12 protein-coding genes and 1 pseudogene are annotated in these 16501 nt (G+C 69.4%); 4 read left to right on the top strand and 9 right to left on the bottom strand.

The window, feature by feature from the left end; all coding sequences use genetic code 11:
• Positions 1-2 precede the first annotated feature (2 nt).
• From ACWPXE_RS11880 to ACWPXE_RS11865, 4 genes are all read right to left on the bottom strand, one after another.
• Positions 3-290 (bottom strand): DUF1330 domain-containing protein, encoded by a 288-nt coding sequence (locus ACWPXE_RS11880; RefSeq protein WP_454018040.1) that lies wholly within the window; start codon positions 288-290, stop codon positions 3-5.
• Between the two features lie 95 nt (positions 291-385).
• Positions 386-1780 (bottom strand): NAD(P)(+) transhydrogenase (Re/Si-specific) subunit beta, encoded by a 1395-nt coding sequence (locus ACWPXE_RS11875; protein WP_454018039.1) that lies wholly within the window; start codon positions 1778-1780, stop codon positions 386-388.
• A 2-nt stretch (positions 1781-1782) separates the two neighbouring features.
• The gene (locus tag ACWPXE_RS11870) at positions 1783-2205 is read right to left on the bottom strand and encodes an NAD(P) transhydrogenase subunit alpha (RefSeq protein WP_014239968.1); all 423 of its coding nucleotides are present in this window, start codon (positions 2203-2205) and stop codon (positions 1783-1785) included.
• Between the two features lie 27 nt (positions 2206-2232).
• A complete protein-coding gene (locus ACWPXE_RS11865) occupies positions 2233-3390 on the bottom strand; it encodes a Re/Si-specific NAD(P)(+) transhydrogenase subunit alpha (protein ID WP_454018038.1) in 1158 nt (385 codons plus the stop codon).
• A gap of 423 nt (positions 3391-3813) precedes the next feature.
• On the opposite strand from ACWPXE_RS11865, the gene ACWPXE_RS11860 reads away from it, so the two are divergent.
• Entirely contained in the window at positions 3814-4062 is a 249-nt protein-coding gene (locus ACWPXE_RS11860; RefSeq protein ID WP_014239966.1) for a DUF2312 domain-containing protein, read from the top strand.
• 18 nt (positions 4063-4080) lie between these two features.
• Here the strand turns inward: ACWPXE_RS11860 and ACWPXE_RS11855 are convergent, their stop codons facing one another.
• The 3 genes from ACWPXE_RS11855 to ACWPXE_RS11845 form a co-directional block, all read right to left on the bottom strand.
• Positions 4081-6282: an anthranilate synthase gene (locus ACWPXE_RS11855; protein WP_454018037.1), complete on the bottom strand. Its 2202-nt coding sequence runs from the start codon at positions 6280-6282 to the stop codon at positions 4081-4083.
• A gap of 238 nt (positions 6283-6520) precedes the next feature.
• Positions 6521-7102, bottom strand: coding sequence for a cation transporter (locus ACWPXE_RS11850; protein ID WP_454018036.1), 582 nt, complete (start codon positions 7100-7102; stop codon positions 6521-6523).
• 171 nt (positions 7103-7273) lie between these two features.
• On the bottom strand, positions 7274-8200 hold the full coding sequence (locus ACWPXE_RS11845; protein WP_454018035.1) for a cation diffusion facilitator family transporter: 927 nt from the start codon (positions 8198-8200) through the stop codon (positions 7274-7276).
• 185 nt (positions 8201-8385) lie between these two features.
• On the opposite strand from ACWPXE_RS11845, the gene ACWPXE_RS11840 reads away from it, so the two are divergent.
• The 3 genes and pseudogenes from ACWPXE_RS11840 to ACWPXE_RS11830 all read left to right on the top strand — a co-directional run.
• Entirely contained in the window at positions 8386-8823 is a 438-nt protein-coding gene (locus ACWPXE_RS11840) for a CBS domain-containing protein (RefSeq protein WP_014239962.1), read from the top strand.
• A gap of 181 nt (positions 8824-9004) precedes the next feature.
• Positions 9005-10009 (top strand): response regulator, encoded by a 1005-nt coding sequence (locus ACWPXE_RS11835; RefSeq protein WP_454018034.1) that lies wholly within the window; start codon positions 9005-9007, stop codon positions 10007-10009.
• A gap of 313 nt (positions 10010-10322) precedes the next feature.
• Positions 10323-13829 (top strand): annotated as a pseudogene (locus tag ACWPXE_RS11830) (indolepyruvate ferredoxin oxidoreductase family protein); the annotation flags it as partial.
• Positions 13830-13871: 42 nt separating this feature from the next.
• On the opposite strand, the gene ACWPXE_RS11825 reads toward ACWPXE_RS11830, so the two are convergent.
• The gene (locus ACWPXE_RS11825) at positions 13872-14798 is read right to left on the bottom strand and encodes a hypothetical protein (RefSeq protein ID WP_454018033.1); all 927 of its coding nucleotides are present in this window, start codon (positions 14796-14798) and stop codon (positions 13872-13874) included.
• Positions 14795-16465 (bottom strand): tetratricopeptide repeat protein, encoded by a 1671-nt coding sequence (locus tag ACWPXE_RS11820; RefSeq protein WP_454018032.1) that lies wholly within the window; start codon positions 16463-16465, stop codon positions 14795-14797. Before ACWPXE_RS11820 ends, ACWPXE_RS11825 begins: the two co-directional genes overlap by 4 nt.
• Between the last annotated feature and the right edge of the window lie 36 nt (positions 16466-16501).

The raw sequence follows: 16501 nt of genomic DNA, 5'->3' as shown, positions 1-16501 counted from the left end.
TGTCAGGCTCCGTCCACCACGATCATCCGGAAGTCGGCCGCGTCCTTCCGGGCCTCGCGCGCTTCGCGGTACTCGGGGCTGTCGTAGAAGGCCTTGGCGGTGGCGTAGTCCGGGAACTCCAGGATGACCACGCGGTTGGGCTGCCAGCCGCCTTCCAGCTCCTCCGCCTGCCCGCCGCGGGCGATGAACCGCCCGCCATTCCTGGCGACCGCATTGGGGGTCAGCTTCTTGTAGTTTTCATAGGCCTCGGGATTCGTCACGTTCACGTCGGCGATGATGTAGGCGGGCATGGCGTCCTCTCTCCGTTTCTTGTGATGGCAAAAAGAACCCCCGGAGCGCGCCGGCCCCGGGGGTTCATCTTACGCCACACCGGTAAGGGTGCGGGTTACTCCATCGACTTCACGACCTCTTCGGTGACCTTCTTGGCGTCACCGAACAGCATCATGGTGTTGGGGCGGAAGAACAGCTCGTTCTCGACGCCGGCGTAGCCGGCGGCCATGCCGCGCTTGATGAAGAACACCGTCTTGGCCTTCTCGACGTCGAGGATCGGCATGCCGTAGATCGGCGACTGCGGATCGGTCTTGGCCGCCGGGTTGGTCACGTCGTTGGCGCCGATCACGAAGGCCACGTCCGCCGTGCCGAAGTCGCGGTTGATGTCCTCCAGCTCGAACACCTCGTCGTAGGGCACGTTGGCCTCGGCCAGCAGCACGTTCATGTGCCCGGGCATGCGCCCCGCCACCGGATGGATGGCGTACTTGACCTCGACGCCTTCCTTCTTCAGCAGGTCGGCCATCTCGCGCAGCGCGTGCTGGGCCTGGGCCACCGCCATGCCGTAGCCGGGGACGATGATCACCGACTGGGCGTTCTTCATGATGTAGGCCGCGTCCTCCGGCGAGCCGGCCTTGACCGTGCCGCGCTCGCCGCCGCCGGCCGCCGCCGACGCCGCCCCGCTGTCGCCGCCGAAGCCGCCCAGGATGACGTTGAAGATCGAGCGGTTCATGCCCTTGCACATGATGTAGGACAGAATGGCGCCCGACGAGCCGACCAGCGCGCCCGTGACGATCAGCAGGTTGTTCTGCAGCGTGAAGCCGATGCCCGCCGCCGCCCAGCCCGAGTAGCTGTTCAGCATCGAGATCACCACCGGCATGTCCGCGCCACCGATCGGCAGGATCAGCAACAGGCCGAGCGCCAGCGACACGGCGACGATCAGCCACATCGGGGCATCGGCGTTGCTCTGCACCAGCCAGACGATGAGGAGGATGGTGAGGATGCCGAGGCCGGCGTTGAGATGGTGCTGGAAGGGGAAGACCAGCGGCTTGCCGGTGACCAGACCCTGGAGCTTGGCAAACGCGACGATCGAGCCGGTGAAGGTGATGGCGCCGATGGCGGTGCCCAGCGCCATCTCGACCAGCGAGCCCTTGGCGATGGCGCCGGGCACGCCGATGCCGTAGGCCTCGGGCGAGTAGAAGGCCGACAGCGCCACGAACACCGCGGCCAGACCGACCAGCGAGTGGAAGGCGGCGACGAGCTGCGGCAGGGCGGTCATCTCGATCTTCTTGGCGATGACGTAGCCGATGCCGCCGCCGATGGCGATGCCGAGCACGATCATCCAGTAGGACTGGACGATGGGCAGGGCCAGCGTGGTCAGCACGGCGATGGTCATGCCGGCCATGCCGAAGAAGTTGCCCTGGCGGGAGGTCTCCGGGCTGGACAGGCCGCGCAGGGCCATGATGAAGCAGACCGAGGCGACCAGATAGAGAAGGGCGGACAGGGTTTCCATGGTTACTTGCCCTTCTTCTTGAACATCGACAGCATGCGCTGGGTGACCAGGAAGCCGCCGAAGATGTTGACGCTGGCCAGGATGACCGCGAGGAAGCCCATGATCTTGGAGAAGCCGAAGCCGGCCGGGCCGGCGGCGATCAGGGCGCCGACGATGATCACCGAGGACACCGCGTTGGTCACCGCCATCAGCGGCGAGTGCAGCGCCGGCGTCACCCGCCACACCACGTAGTAGCCGACGAAGCAGGCCAGCACGAACACCGTCAGGCCGGTGATGAAGAAGTTGCCGTGGCTCGCCGCGTCCGCGACGGGAGCGGCGTGGCCGAGCGCGGCGGCCTGGGCGGCGAGCGCGTCGATCTGCTGGCTGGCCGCGGCGAGCTGGGCCTTCAGCTCAGCGACGCGGTTGGACAATTGAGTCTGATCCATGTGTCTCTCCCTAATTCCGTCCGGCCTTTAGACCGTCTGGCCGGCGAAGGCGGGATGGACGACCTGCCCATCGCGGGTGAGCGCGATGGCCTTCACGATCTCGTCGTCCCAGTTGAGCGTGACGCCCTTCTCCTTGTCGTGCAGCGACTGCAGCAGAGCGAGCAGGTTCTTGGCGTAGAGCAGCGAGGCGCTCTCGGCGATGCGGCTGGGGTAGTTGGCGTGGCCGACGATCTTCACCCCGTTGTCGGTGACGACGACCTTGCCCAGCTCCGAGCCCTCGACGTTGCCGCCCTGCTCCACCGCCAGATCGATCAGCACCGAGCCCGGCTTCATCGACGCCACATGCTCGCGCGTCACCAGGATCGGCGCCTTGCGTCCGGGGATCAGCGCCGTGGTGATGACGATGTCCTGCTTCTTGATGTGCTCGGCCACCAGCGCCGCCTGCTGGCGCTTGTAGTCGTCCGACATCTCCTTGGCGTAGCCGCCCGACGTCTCGGCCTGTTTGAACTCCTCGTTCTCGACCGCGACGAAGCTGCCGCCAAGGCTCTGCACCTGCTCCTTGACCGCCGGGCGCACGTCGGTCGCCGAGACGATGGCGCCCAGCCGCTTGGCCGTGGCGATGGCCTGCAGCCCGGCGACGCCGACACCCATGATGAAGGCGCGGGCCGGCGGCACCGTGCCCGCCGCGGTCATCATCATCGGATAGGCCCGGCCATACTCGCTGGCGGCATCGACCACCGCCTTGTAGCCGGCGAGGTTGGCCTGGGAGGACAGCACGTCCATGACCTGGGCGCGGGTGATGCGCGGCATGAACTCCATGGCGAAGGCGTTCACCCCGGCCGCGGCGTAGGCCGCCACGTGGTCGCGGCTGTTGTAGGGGTTGAGGATGGCGAACAGCAGAGCGCCGCGCTTGATCAGCGCCAGCTCGTCGAGGTACCCTTCCCCGGCCAGCAGCGGGCGCTGCACCTTCAGCACGATGTCGGCGTCGGCCAGCGCCGACGCGGCGTCCGGCGCGATCTCCGCGCCCGCGTCCTGATAGACCCGGTCCGGCAGGTTCGAGCCCAGTCCGGCGCCGGTCTCCACGACCACTTCCAGGCTGAGGGCTTTGAGTTTCTTGACCGTCTCCGGAGAAGCCGCGACGCGATTCTCGCCCGCGCGCCGCTCCCTGGGTATGGCGATTTTCATGGTTCTTTATCTCCCCTGCCGCAAGTGGCCGATTTGCGTGCAATCGGCCTAGACCGTCGGCATCAATGCCGGATTTATGTGACTTTGTGAAGCTCAAGAGCGTCGATGGTATTACCAGCGGTGATGGGTGCGGCGCAACAGCCCGAAGAGGCTTGGCACGCCCGCGTGCAACGGAAAGTGCAAGGTCGCCGCTTTCGCACGCTCCCGCCATCGGTCTTTCGCATCAGGCGTCCTCCGAGGCGGCGGTCGTCGCCACGGACGCATCCCACTATCCGGGCACACCCGGCCGAGGCGTTGCTGCGGTTTGCCGCGCCCTGTGGCATCCGCGCCGACGACGCCGGGAGTCGCTTGCCATCGACAGCGACCGCCGATATCGTCCGCGCCGGATTCCCCGGAAGCACCCAATTTGAGGTTACCCTTATCATGTCCGACGTCGGCGGCATTGCGGCGGATCGCCTGAAATCCTTCGTGGAGCGCATCGAGCGCCTGGAAGAAGAGAAGCGCGGCCTGCAGGAGGACATCAAGGAGGTCTACTCCGAGGCCAAGGGCACCGGTTTCGACACCAAGATCATCCGCCAGATCATCCGGCTGCGCAAAATGGACAAGGCCGATCGCCAGGAGCAGGAAGCCATCCTGGAACTCTACAAGGAAGCGCTGGGGATGGTGGAGTAACCACCCCCGCCCCCTTCCTCACGCCGCCGCGTCCGCGAGGGCGCCGGCGGCCAGCCGGTCCATCACGTTGCCCAGCAGGGCGAGACCGGCCCCACCGTCGAGCGACAGGATCGACTCGGGGTGGAACTGCACGGCGGCGAGCGGAAGCCGCCGGTGCTCGACCGCCATCACCAGACCGTCGGCGGTTTCCGCGGTCACCGTGAGGTCCGCCGGCAGCCGGTCGCGCCGCGCCACCAGCGAGTGGTAGCGCCCGACCGTCAGCCGCTCCGGAAGGCCGGCGAACAGCGCGCCGCCCAGCACACAGACCTCCGTCGCCTTGCCGTGGACCGGCTCCGGCAAAACGTCCAGAGCACCGCCGAAGCGCTCCACCATCCCCTGCAAGCCCAGGCAGACGCCGAACACCGGCAGGCCGAGCGCCAGCGCCGCGTCGATGGTGCCGGCCACGTCGAAATCCGCCGGGCGCCCCGGACCGGGGGACAGCACGACCAGATCCGGCCTCCGCTCCGCCAGCGTCGCCCGCGCGTGGCCGTGACGCAGCGTCGTCACCGATGCGCCGGTCTGGCGCAGATAGTCGGCCAGCGTGTGGACGAAGCTGTCATCGTGATCCACCAGCAGCACCCGCCGGCCCCGCCCGCCGCGGGGAGCCGCCGGAAGAGCGGACACCGCACCTGCCGTCGTCCCGCGGATGGCGTCGCGGAAGGCGGCGGCCTTCAGGCGGCACTCCGCGTCCTCCGCGTCCGGGTCGCTGTCGGACAGCAAGGTCGCCCCGGCCCGCACATAGGCGACGCCCTCGGCCATGCGGATGGTGCGCAGGGTCAGGCCGGTGTCCATCCCGCCGTCGAAGCCCAGCCGGCCGAAGGCCCCGCCATACCAGCGCCGCGGCGATTGCTCCGTGTCCTCCAGGAACTGCATGGCCCAGCGCTTGGGCGCCCCGGTCACCGTCACCGCCCAGGTGTGGGTGAGGAAGGCGTCCAGCGCATCCAGGCCGGGCCGCAGCCGCCCCTCCACATGGTCCACCGTGTGGATCAGGCGGGAGTACAGCTCGATCATCCGCCGCCCGATCACCCGGACGGACCCCGGCTCGCACACCCGCGCCTTGTCGTTGCGGTCCACGTCGGTGCACATGGTCAGTTCCGCCGCGTCCTTGGCCGAGGTCAGCAGGCGGAGGATCTGGGAGGAGTCGCCCAACGCGTCGGCCCCGCGCGCCACGGTGCCGGAGATCGGGCAGGTCTCCACACGCCCGCCGGCCACCCGCACATACATCTCCGGACTGGCGGCGACGAGGAACTCGCCCCGCCCGAGATTGACAAAGGCCTCGTAGGGCGCCGGATTGGCGGCGCGCAGCCGGCGGAACACCGCCGAGGGCGCGTCGGCGCAGGGCTCGGCGAAGGTCTGGCCGGGCACCACCTCGAACAGGTCGCCGCGGCGGAAGGCGGCCTTGGCGGTCTCGACGACGCGCTGATACGCGCCGGGCGCGTGGTCGCAGCCGGCCTCGGTGTTGGTGTCCGGGCGGTACGGGTGGTCGCGCCCGGCGCGCTCCAGCCCTTCCGTACTCCCCGCCGCCGTGGCGAACTCATACTCGACGAGCCGCGCGAGTCCTGCGATGGGGTCCAGAGCGACGAGCCGGTCCGGCAGGTAGAGCACCAGATCGCGCTGGTCGTCGGGCCGCTCCAGCCGCAGGCGGATCGGCTCGAACTGGAAGGCGAGGTCGTAGGCGAAGGCGCCGTAGAGCCCGAGCAGCGGGTCGTCGGGGGCGGCGAACAGCTCCAGCACCGCACGCAGGACCGAGAAGACGGAGGGCTGGCGGCTCCGCTCCTCCTCCGGGAAGGGGTGCTGGGGTTTGCGGACCAGCGCGGTGACCCGCGACGGCGCCTCCTCCAGCCCGGCCAGCGCCTCCAGGCCGCGCAGGGCCTCGGCGATGGCCGGCAGCAGCACGCGGCCCCGCGCGTTCAGCGCGTCGATGCGCAGCGTCCGCCCGCGCGCCGTGACGGCCAGCGGCGGGTCGGTGAAGCCCAGCGCGTGGCGGCGGTAGCGGCCCGGCGCCTCCACACCGCTGGACAACAGCAAGCCGCGGCGGCGGTCCAGCGCGTCGATCACCGGATCGAGGGCGTTCCGCGGGTCGAGTGTCGTGGCCCGCCGGGTCACGGTCACGCCACCGCGCGTCCGGAAACGCAGCGGTTCGAGGAGGTTGGGCGAAGCGAGGAGATCGGCGGGATACATGGCGGGGACTCCGATGGTCGATCCGTGGATGGACGGACACCCGGAGTTCCCTTGCTCGACACCTGTGATTCCCTGGTCAGGAAAAAGGCCGCCCGGAAGCTCCGGGCGGCCTTTCGATGGTGTGCGCGCTCACGCGCGTCGGCTGGCCGGCCCGGTTAGACGGGCCACCACCAACGACACGACAGGGAGGGCGCAGCGAAAATCATGACACCGAGTTCGCCACAGGGATGCGGGCCTGTCAAGCCCCCTTGCCCAGCCCGGTCGGGTCGGCGGGCGCGTACCACGCGCGCCGTTCCCCCACCGCCTGCCGCAGCGCCGTCACCGCGGCGGACAGCACCGTGGCGGCGATGACCGCGGCGACCAGATGATCCGGCCAGCCCTGCCCCATCGTCCAGGCGCCCGCCGCCGCCATCATCACCGCGGCGTTGGTCAGCACGCCGTTGCGGGCGCACAGCCAGACCGCGCGCAGCGTCAATCCGCCGCGCCGTCCGGCGAACAGCAGGACCGCCACCGACAGGGTCGCCCCCATCCCGAGAAGTGCGACGAGGCTCATGACCGGCGCGTCGGGAACCGTGCCGGCATAGGCGCTCCACGCCGTGGCGGCCACCACCCCCAGCCCGAGGACGGTCAGCGTCAGCCCTCTCGCCAGCGTGGCCCAGCCGCGGGACTCCAGCCCCCGCCCCATCATCCACAGGCCGACGCCATGGGTCAGCGCGGCCGCCAGGAAATCCAGCGCGCTCGCCCGCAGGGCCATGGACTGCGTCTCCAGCCCCGCGGCCAGGGCGACGGCGGCCATCAGCCCGTTGACGATCAGCGCCATGCGCAGGGTGCGACGGTAGTCGGCCTGCCGTCCGCTGTTTGAACGACCGCCGCTCCCACAGGAGCCTCCACAGCAATTGCCCGCCATCCCGTCACCCTCCGCCCGCTCCACGCGCTCCGTTCCTCATGGAAAGCTAATGTACCCACTCCGGCCCGTCCATAGGGCAGGCCGTCATTCCGCCCATTCCGGGTCGCTGGTGAAAACGATGGTGAGCCAGCGGTCCGGACCTTCGCCGCCGAGGGCAGCACCGACCTCGTCGCGGATCCTGTCCCACTCCTCCAGCCTGCGCGGCGGCCAGCCGATCGGGGCGATGAAGAACAGCTCGATCTGCCGCCCCCGGCCCACCCGCGCGACATAGGCGCGGTAGGAGGCGAAGCCATGGCGCCGCACGGTGTCCGACGCGACGGCATCGACGTGCCGCTTGAGGTCGGCGGGTGTGACCAGCAGGACATCGGCCAGCGCCTGCCGCATCGTGCCGACTGGGATCGGAATGACCACCAGACAGACCAGGGCCAGCACCGCCGGGTCGATGTAGGGCGACATCCACTGAAGCCGGGTGCCCTCGATCAGGTATCCGAAGACGAAGGCGACGAGCAGCGCCGCGGTGAGCGCCGCTGCCATGACCCAGGACTTCGCGTCGAGCGCCAAAAAGTCGGAATGGACCGTCCGGTTCGCCCGCGTCGCGAAGACCGCCATGCCGGCGGCCACGAGAAGGGTCACCGCCGCGTAGACGATCGCATGGTCGAAGGCCAGATCGCGGCCCCCCGTCATCAGGCTGCCCACGGCGTTGATGAGCGCGTAGATCGCCGCTCCCATCAGCAGCGTTGCATTCAGCCCGAGGACCATGGGTTCGAGGTGCCAGAATCCCATGGTGAAACGCTCGGCCAGCTTGCCCCGGCGCGGGCCGACACTGGTCGAGGCGGCGATCAGGTTCGACACCAACAGCGTCACCATCGTCATGCTGGCGTCCACCAGCGAATAGATGCCGTCGAAGACGATGGCGAAGGAACCCGACAGCAAGCCGAACAGGATGCCGGCCCCCGCCAGCAGCACCGTGACGGCGATGGACAGGCGAAGAACCTTCTGCTCGGTGGTCATGCGCGCTCTCCCTTTTCCCCCGCAACTCAGCGGTTGCCATGCATTCATGCATAGCGGCCCCATCGAGGCGGCAAAACCGATTTTCCAATCCGGACCGCCAAGCCCTTGCCGGAACCGCCGGCCGCTCCAGGCTCATTCCGAATCGGACCCCGCCGATTCGCCAACCCCAAAGAGGGAGGGTGGACATGACCGTCGTTTCCGAGGTTTTGAACCGCAAAGGCCATAACGTCGCATCGATCCTGCCGTCCGAGTCCATCCGGACCGCCGCCCGCACGCTGACCGACCGGCGCATCGGCGCCCTGGTGGTGTGCGACCGCCGGGGCCGGCTGGCCGGCATCCTGTCGGAGCGCGACATCGTCCGCGCCGTGGCGATGCATGGCGCCGACGCGCTGGATATGCCGGTGGAGGATCTGATGACCCGTCAGGTCAAGACCTGCCGGCCGGAGGACACGATCAAGGACCTGATGCAGATGATGACCCTGCGCCGCCACCGCCATGTGCCGGTCTGCAACGAGGCGGGCGATCTCGCCGGCGTGATCTCCATCGGTGATGCCGTGAAGGCCCGGTTGGACGAGCAGGCCCACGAGGTGGCCGTCCTGAAGGATCTCGCGCTGGTCCGCTAGAGGCACCCCGGACCTTGATCAAGTTCCCGGACGGGGGAGCCGAAGACCAAGCGCACTCCATGAGGCGAAAAGGCTCCCCCGGTCGTGCGCCGATTGGCGCTAACACGTCTCCGTGTCCTGAAATCCCAGGGCGGCGTTCGGATATTCGGTAACGCTCCGTTCCCGAACCTTCGGACCCGACATGCCCCGCCGCTACCCGACCCATCTGAAAATCCTGGTCGTCGAGAACAACCCGCTGCTGCTGCGGGCGCTGCGGGACATGCTGGAGCATTGGGGGGGCGGCCAGGTCGCCCCCGCCGCCAACGGGCAGGAGGCGATGGAGCTGCTGCGCCGGGAACCCTACGATCTGATGGTCACCGACTGGGTGATGGAGCCGGTGGGTGGCGGCCAACTCGTCCGCTGGGTGCGCGGCGCGGCCAGCTGCCTCAGCCCCGATCTGCCGATCATCGTGCTGACCGCCAACGCCGACGTCGCCACCGTGCGCGCTGCTTGGGACGCCGGGGCGGACACCGTGCTCGCCAAGCCGGCCTCCGCCGCCACCATCGCCCGGCGGATCGAAACCGTGCTGAACAACCCACGCCGGGGCGGTCGCTCCCAAGCCGAGGCGGCCACGGCAAAGCCGACGAACAACAACGCGCCGCCGCATTCCCGCCCAGCGCCGGCCCGCCCGGCGATCTCTGCCGGTCCCACCCCCCGTCTGCCGCCTCCGCCGCCCCGCCTGTCCGGGCCGTCCACGACGGGAACGGGTCCGCTGCGCTCGACCGATCCGAAGATGGTCCGCCTAGTGCTGGCGCTCGACCGGATGGAAAGGGCGCTGGCCTGCCCCGACGCGCTGGGCACGCGGCTGCGCCACGCGGTGTCCGACCTGCAGCTGGCCGCCGCCGGCAACGCCGCGGCCACCGCCATCGTCGCGTCTCTGTCCACCTGCGTCACCTGGGTGGAGCATGACGGAGAGAGCTTCCAGGAAGCGGTGCAAGCCCACATGGACGCGCTGCGTTGGACCATCAGCATCGGCGGCGGAGCGGACTCCTCCGCCGCCCTGCGGGTGATGATCGGCGCCCTGCGCGCCATGGTGCGCAGCCTCAGCCTACGCGACGGCAACGGCCCCAATCTGTGGCCGGACGGCGCCTTCGGCGCGTCGGACCATGGGGGCGAAGCGGGGCATTCCCCCCTGCCACCCGCCTGAAGACTTCCCATATCGGGTAAGAGGGCCACCACCCTAACCCTCCCCTGCGTTAGCGGGGGAGGGTTAGGGTGGTGGCAAGGGTGACGCACCCATGGACGCGAGCGGGAATGTCCCGCCGAAGGGCGATTCCCGCCCGTCCGTTTCACAGCGCTGCGAGCGCCGGACCGTTCCTTGCTTTTTGCGGAAGGAGGCCCCGCGCCGGTTGCCGAATAAGACAGCCTTCGTTACCTTTTTGCTTGTCGAACAAACACAACAAGCGGCGCGGCGAACGCGCCCCGAACAGCGCTTTTCAGGGCGCCACAAAGGGGATGGAACAATGGCTCTCGCAACCGTGACCCTTGACGACAAGTACGCGCTTGAACAAGGGCGCGTGTACCTGACGGGAACCCAGGCGCTGGTGCGCCTTCCGATGATGCAGCGCCAGCGCGATCTTGCCGCCGGGCTGAACACCGCCTGTTTCATTTCGGGTTACCGTGGGTCTCCATTGGGCGGCTTCGACCAGAATTTGTGGAACGCGCGCAAGTTCCTGGAGAAGAACCACATCCAATTCCAGCCCGGCGTGAACGAGGAGCTGGGCGCCACCGCTGTCTGGGGCAGCCAGCAGGTCGGCATGTTCCCCGGCGCCAAGTACGACGGCGTCTATTCCATGTGGTACGGCAAGGGTCCGGGCGTCGACCGGTCGGGCGACGTGTTCAAGCACGCCAATGCCGCCGGCACGTCGCGCAACGGCGGCGTGCTGGTTCTGACGGGCGACGACCACAACGCCAAGTCCTCCACCTTCCCGCACCAGTCCGAACACGCCTTCATGCACGCGATGATCCCCGTGCTGAACCCGTCGGGCGTGCAGGAGATCCTGGATTACGGCCTGATCGGCTGGGCGATGAGCCGCTGGTCCGGCTGCTGGATCGCCATGAAGACGATCGCCGAGACGGTGGATACCTCGGCCTCGGTGTACATCGACCCGCATCGCGTCAGCCCGATCGTCCCCGCCGACTTCCCGATGCCGCCGGGCGGCCTGAACATTCGCTGGCCCGACCCGCCGCTGGAGCAGGAATACCGGCTGATGAAGCACAAGCTGTACGCCGCCCTGGCGTTCGCGCGTGCCAACCGGCTGGACAAGGTGATGGTGTCCTCCCCCCGTCCACGCTTCGGCATCGTCACGACCGGCAAGAGCTATCTGGACGTCCGGCAGGCCTTCGACGAGCTGGGCATCACCGAGGAGATGGCCGCCGACTGGGGCCTTACCGTCTACAAGGTCGGCATGCCCTGGCCGCTGGAACGCGACGGCGTGCGTCACTTCGCCGAGGGGCTCGACGAGATCGTCGTGGTCGAGGAGAAGCGCGCCGTCATCGAGAACCAGCTCAAGGAGCAGCTCTACAACTGGCATCCCGACGTCCGCCCGAAGGTGGTCGGCAAGTTCGACGAGCATGGCGAGTGGATTCTCCCCTCCGCTGGCGAACTCTCCCCCGCGCAGATCGCCGTGGTCATCGGGCGTCGGCTGGAGCGCTTCGTCGACAACGAGAACCTGAAGCGCCGCGTCGCTTTCCTGGATGCGCAGGAGAAGCAGAAGGCCCATCAGGCCCGCGTCATCCGCAAGCCGACCTTCTGCTCCGGCTGCCCGCACAACACCTCCACCCATGTGCCGGAGGGCAGCCGGGCGCTGGGCGGCATCGGCTGCCACTACATGGCGACCTGGCTCGACCGCAAGACCGACACCTTCACCCAGATGGGCGGCGAGGGCGTGCCCTGGGTCGGCCAGGCCCCCTTCACCGAGGAGAAGCACATCTTCGCCAACCTCGGCGACGGCACCTACTACCACTCCGGCATCCTGGCCATCCGGCAGGCCATCGCGGCGAAGGCCAACATCACCTACAAGATCCTGTTCAACGACGCCGTAGCGATGACCGGCGGCCAGCCGGTGGATGGCACGCTGACCGTCCAGTCGCTCGCCAACCAGCTCCGCGCCGAGGGTGTGGGCCGCATCGTCGTCGTCTCCGACGAGCCGGAGAAGTACGGCATCGGCGACGGCCTGCCGCAATACACCAGCGTCGAGCACCGCGACGACTTGGAGCGCGTGCAGAAGGAGATGCGCGAGGTGTCCGGCGTCAGCGTCCTGATCTACGACCAGACCTGCGCCACCGAGAAGCGTCGCCGCCGCAAGCGCGGCCGGATGGTCGACCCGGCCAAGCGCGTGATCATCAACGAGCTGGTCTGCGAGGGCTGCGGCGACTGTTCCGCCAAGTCCTCCTGCGTGTCGGTGGTGCCGCTGGAGACCGAGTTCGGGCGCAAGCGCCAGATCGACCAGTCGAGCTGCAACAAGGACTATTCCTGCACCAAGGGCTTCTGCCCCAGCTTCGTGACGGTGGAGGGCGGGCAGCTCCGCAAGCCGAAACCGGCCGCGGCCAAGGCCGGGGCCGAGCCGTCCGACCTGCGCACCCCCACCCTGCCCGCGCTCGACCGGCCCTGGGGCATCTACGTCACCGGCGTCGGCGGCACCGGCGTGGTGACCATCGGCGCCCTGCTCGGCATGGCCGCCCACATCGAGGGCAAGGGCGTCGGCGTGCTCGATATGACCGGCCTCGCCCAGAAGGGTGGTGCTGTGACCAGCCACATCCGCATCGCCGCCACGCCGGAGGACATCCATTCCGTCCGCATCGCGGCGGGCGGGGCCGACGCGGTGGTGGGCTGCGACCTGATCGTCGCCGGGGCGGGCGACGCCCTGTCGAAGATGGCGCACGGCCACACCCGCGCGGTCATCAACACCCACGACACCATCACCGTGGACTTCCTGAAGAAGCCGGACTTCACCGTGCCGGTCCACGATCTGGTGGCCGACATCCGCAAGGCCTGCGGCGAGGGGGCGGTGAACGCCTTCGACGCGACCAAGCTGGCGACCGCGCTGATGGGCGACAGCATCGCCACCAACCCCTTCCTGATGGGCTACGCGTGGCAGAAGGGGCTGATCCCGATCACCGCCGAAGCCATCCTCAAGGCCATCGAACTGAACGGCGTGGCCGTGAAAATGAACACCGACGCCTTCAACTGGGGCCGCCGCGCCGCCGTCGATCTGGCCGCCGTGGAGGCCGCCGCCAACCCGCCGCAGGAGCAGGCCGCGGCCCACGACCTGTTCATCCTCGACCAGCGCCGCCCGTCCGCCAGCCTGGACGAGGCCATCGCCCGCCGCACCGCCTTCCTGACCGACTATCAGGATGCGGCCTACGCCAGCCGATACCACGCGCTGGTCGACTGGACGCGGCGCGTCGAGGGCCAGAAGATTCCCGGCTCCACCGCCCTGACCGAGGCCGTGGCCAAGGGCTACTTCAAGCTGCTCGCCTACAAGGACGAGTATGAGGTGGCCCGACTCTACACCGACACCGGTTTCGTCGAGCAGGTCGGGCGGATGTTCGAGGGCGACTACAAGCTGGTCTTCCACATGGCCCCGCCGGTGATGGGCGAGACCGGCGAGGACGGCGGCGAGCCGAAGAAGAAGCGCTTCGGCCCGTGGATGCTGAAGGCCCTGCGCCTGCTCGCCAAAGGCAAGCGCCTGCGCGGCAGCCCGTTGGACCCGTTCGGCTGGCTGGCCGAGCGCCGCATGGAGCGCCGCCTGATCGCGGAGTACGAGGCGATCATGGGCGAAATCCTGCACGGCCTGACCCGCGACAACCACGCCACGGCGGTGGAGATCGCCCGCCTGCCGCAGGAAATGCGCGGCTACGGCCCGGTGAAGGCCCGCAACGTCGAGGCGGCCAAGGCGAAGGAGGCCACCCTGCTCGACGGCTTCCGCCAGCCCGCCGCCCCGCAGCCGATGGCGGCGGAGTGACCGACCGGACCGGGTACGGGAGGCGGCTTGCCTCCCGTACCCTCATCGCGGCTGCAGGACGCCGATCTCCGCCAATGCCGCGCGGTTGCGGGTGACGGCGGCAGCCAGATGGCGCAAATGCTGCTGCTGAAGGGCCGGATTGGCGAAGGTGCGCAGATAGCCCTTCAGCACATGCTCCCCAAAGTTCAGCGCGAGGTCGGCGTCCAGGTGATGCCCCTTCCGGGAGGTGGCGTGGACGACCATCGTCGGATGCCCGTCGAGCACGAAGCCATGGCGGTCCCGGGGGTCCGGCATCGTCACATCGGCCAGAGGCGCGTCGTAGACCTGCCACAGGCGCGCGTCGAGCACCTCCACGCAGGCGGGATCGGGCAGAACCAGCGCGTTCAGCACATTCTGTTCCCACAGCGCGTGCTGCGGCACGCCCCGGCAGGTCACCGCCCATTCCGCCAGCAACCCGCGCGACACCCACAGCATCAGCGCCGACATCAGGTACGGCGAGTCCGGGTCGATCCCGCGGTCCCGCAACAGGCGTTCCGCCGGCGTGACGTAATGGCCGCCACTGTGCAGTTCGTCCATCATCCCGCCGAAGGTCATGCGGTCCACCGTGTCGGTGGTGGCGAGCGCCTTGCCGGAACGCCGGAGATCATCCGCCAGCCGCTCGGCCGCGGCGAGGTCGAGGGCCCCCACCATCATGTCGGCGTCCAGCCACAGCAGGCTGTCCCACGCCTCACCCGCGCAATAGTCCGACAGGTGCCCCTTGCACAGGTAGGGATGCGCGTCCGCCGGCAGGATTTTCGGGCGGTCGAGCAGCAGGCCAGCGGCGCGCAGATACGCGCGCTGCCCGTCGGTCAGACCGAAATCGCAGACGCGCACCCGCTCCAGCGGAAAACGCCCGCTCAGCCCCTCCAGGAAGGCCAGCGTGGTGATGAAGTAGCGCGCGTTGGCGCCGGTCACGCACAATGTGCTCATGGTCGATCCTGCAAGGGTCCACTCAGCGCCGCCAAATCGCGGCGCAGCCGTTCCACCGGCTCCGTCCAGTCGCCGAACACGGACTGGCGGTAGAGGCGCGCCGTCGGGTACCAGGGCGAATCCACCCGTCCGCACATCCAGCGCCACTCCGCCCCCTGGTCGAGCAGCACCGCCACCGGTTTCCCAAGCGCTCCGGCGAGGTGGGCCACGGCGGTGCAGGGGCTGATCACGATGTCCAGCGCCTGGATCGCCGCGGCGGTGTCCGCGAAATCGCGAAGCTCCGTCCCCAGGTCGAGGAACGGGCCGAGCGGGGTGTGGCGCTCAAGGTCCGCACGGCCGTTGACGACCTGGAGCAGGACGGTCGTCACGCCGGAGACGCCGGTCAGCGGCAGCACCGCCTCAAGCCCCGGCGAGCGCTGGCGATGGTAGGGAAAGGCGACCGAGCCGTGCCAGACCAGCCCCGCCTTCACACCCCGCAACTCGGCCAGCCGGTCCGCCCAACGCCGCGCTGCCGCATCGGGCGCCCGCAGATAGGGAACGGCGGCGGGCACGCTGTCCAGATCGGTGCCCATCCGGTGGATCAGGCTCATGATGGGGATTTGGACGTCGTGGGCTGGCGGCGGTCCATCGAGACCGGACAGGTCATCCACCAGTTCCGACGCGCGGAAGAGGGCGAGCAAACCTTCCGGCCCGTGGAAGACCACGCGCATCCCCTGGGCTCGCAGCAGCGGGGCGTAGCGGATGAACTGGATGGCATCGCCATAACCGCGGTCGGCGTGGATCAGCAGCGTCCGGCCCGGCTGAATCCGACCGTCCCAGACCGGCCGGCTGTAGGACCGCGACGGCAGGAAGGCCGGCAGGCTCAGCCGCGCCTCGTAATCCGCCGCTCCGTCGCGCAGGCGCCCGGTGAGCATCCGCAGCGTCCCCCGCCCCGCCCGCGCCGTGTCCATCCCCGGTGACAGGCGCAAGGCGCGGTCGAAGGCGGCCTCGGCCAGGACGACCGCGTGCCGTCCCAGCCCGGCGAAGCCCAGGTTGGCCCAGTGCTCGGCCGTGGACGGGTCGAGCGTGACGGCCCGGCGCAGCGCAGTGCGCGCCTCGTCCTGCCGCCACGCCGCCAGCAGCGCCGCACCCGCCGCACCCCAGGCGGCGGCCGTGCCGCGCAGCACCGCCAGCCGGACAAAGGCGTCGGCCGCCGCGTCCGGCCGCTCCACCTTGCCCAGCGCCTCCGCCATGTTGTTCTGGCTGCGGGTGTGGCCGGGGGCCAGGACCAGAGCGAGCCGGTACAGCACCGCCGCCGCGGCGATATCGCGCGTGCCCAGCCGCAGGTCGCCAAGGTCGCAGGCAAGATCGGGCGACAGCACACCGCGGCGCACGGCGCCGGCCAGCAGGGCCGCCGCCCGGTCCGCCCGCCCCTGGCGCTTCAGGCATTCCGCCTGGCTGCGCGCGTAGGCGGGGTTCTCCGGCGCGCAGACGGCGGCCCGGCGGAAGCGCGCCTCGCCTCCCGCAGGATCGCCCGCGGAGACGGCCAGCACGCCCAGGACGTTCCAGGCTTCGCCGTGGCCGGGGACCAGCGCCAACGCACGGACAACCCGGCGCTCTGCCCCCGCTCGGTCGCCCCGCTGGAGCGCGGCGGCGCCCGCGCGGAGAAACTCCATCGCGTCGGTCACGCGGCCTCCTGGGATGATGATCGAATCATGATGGGC

It is taken from the genome of Azospirillum sp. Marseille-Q6669, from assembly GCF_965111635.1.
This window is presented reverse-complemented; position numbering and strand designations above follow the sequence as displayed.

Excerpts from the sequence above, each read along its gene's own strand:
- ACWPXE_RS11880 (WP_454018040.1), bottom strand. The coding sequence starts at position 290 with ATGCCCGCCTACATCATCGCCGACGTGAACGTGACGAATCCCGAGGCC.
- ACWPXE_RS11875 (WP_454018039.1), bottom strand. The coding sequence starts at position 1,780 with ATGGAAACCCTGTCCGCCCTTCTCTATCTGGTCGCCTCGGTCTGCTTC.
- ACWPXE_RS11870 (WP_014239968.1), bottom strand. The coding sequence starts at position 2,205 with ATGGATCAGACTCAATTGTCCAACCGCGTCGCTGAGCTGAAGGCCCAG.
- ACWPXE_RS11865 (WP_454018038.1), bottom strand. The coding sequence starts at position 3,390 with ATGAAAATCGCCATACCCAGGGAGCGGCGCGCGGGCGAGAATCGCGTC.
- ACWPXE_RS11860 (WP_014239966.1), top strand. The coding sequence starts at position 3,814 with ATGTCCGACGTCGGCGGCATTGCGGCGGATCGCCTGAAATCCTTCGTG.
- ACWPXE_RS11855 (WP_454018037.1), bottom strand. The coding sequence starts at position 6,282 with ATGTATCCCGCCGATCTCCTCGCTTCGCCCAACCTCCTCGAACCGCTG.
- ACWPXE_RS11850 (WP_454018036.1), bottom strand. The coding sequence starts at position 7,102 with ATGGCGCTGATCGTCAACGGGCTGATGGCCGCCGTCGCCCTGGCCGCG.
- ACWPXE_RS11845 (WP_454018035.1), bottom strand. The coding sequence starts at position 8,200 with ATGACCACCGAGCAGAAGGTTCTTCGCCTGTCCATCGCCGTCACGGTG.
- ACWPXE_RS11840 (WP_014239962.1), top strand. The coding sequence starts at position 8,386 with ATGACCGTCGTTTCCGAGGTTTTGAACCGCAAAGGCCATAACGTCGCA.
- ACWPXE_RS11835 (WP_454018034.1), top strand. The coding sequence starts at position 9,005 with ATGCCCCGCCGCTACCCGACCCATCTGAAAATCCTGGTCGTCGAGAAC.
- ACWPXE_RS11825 (WP_454018033.1), bottom strand. The coding sequence starts at position 14,798 with ATGAGCACATTGTGCGTGACCGGCGCCAACGCGCGCTACTTCATCACC.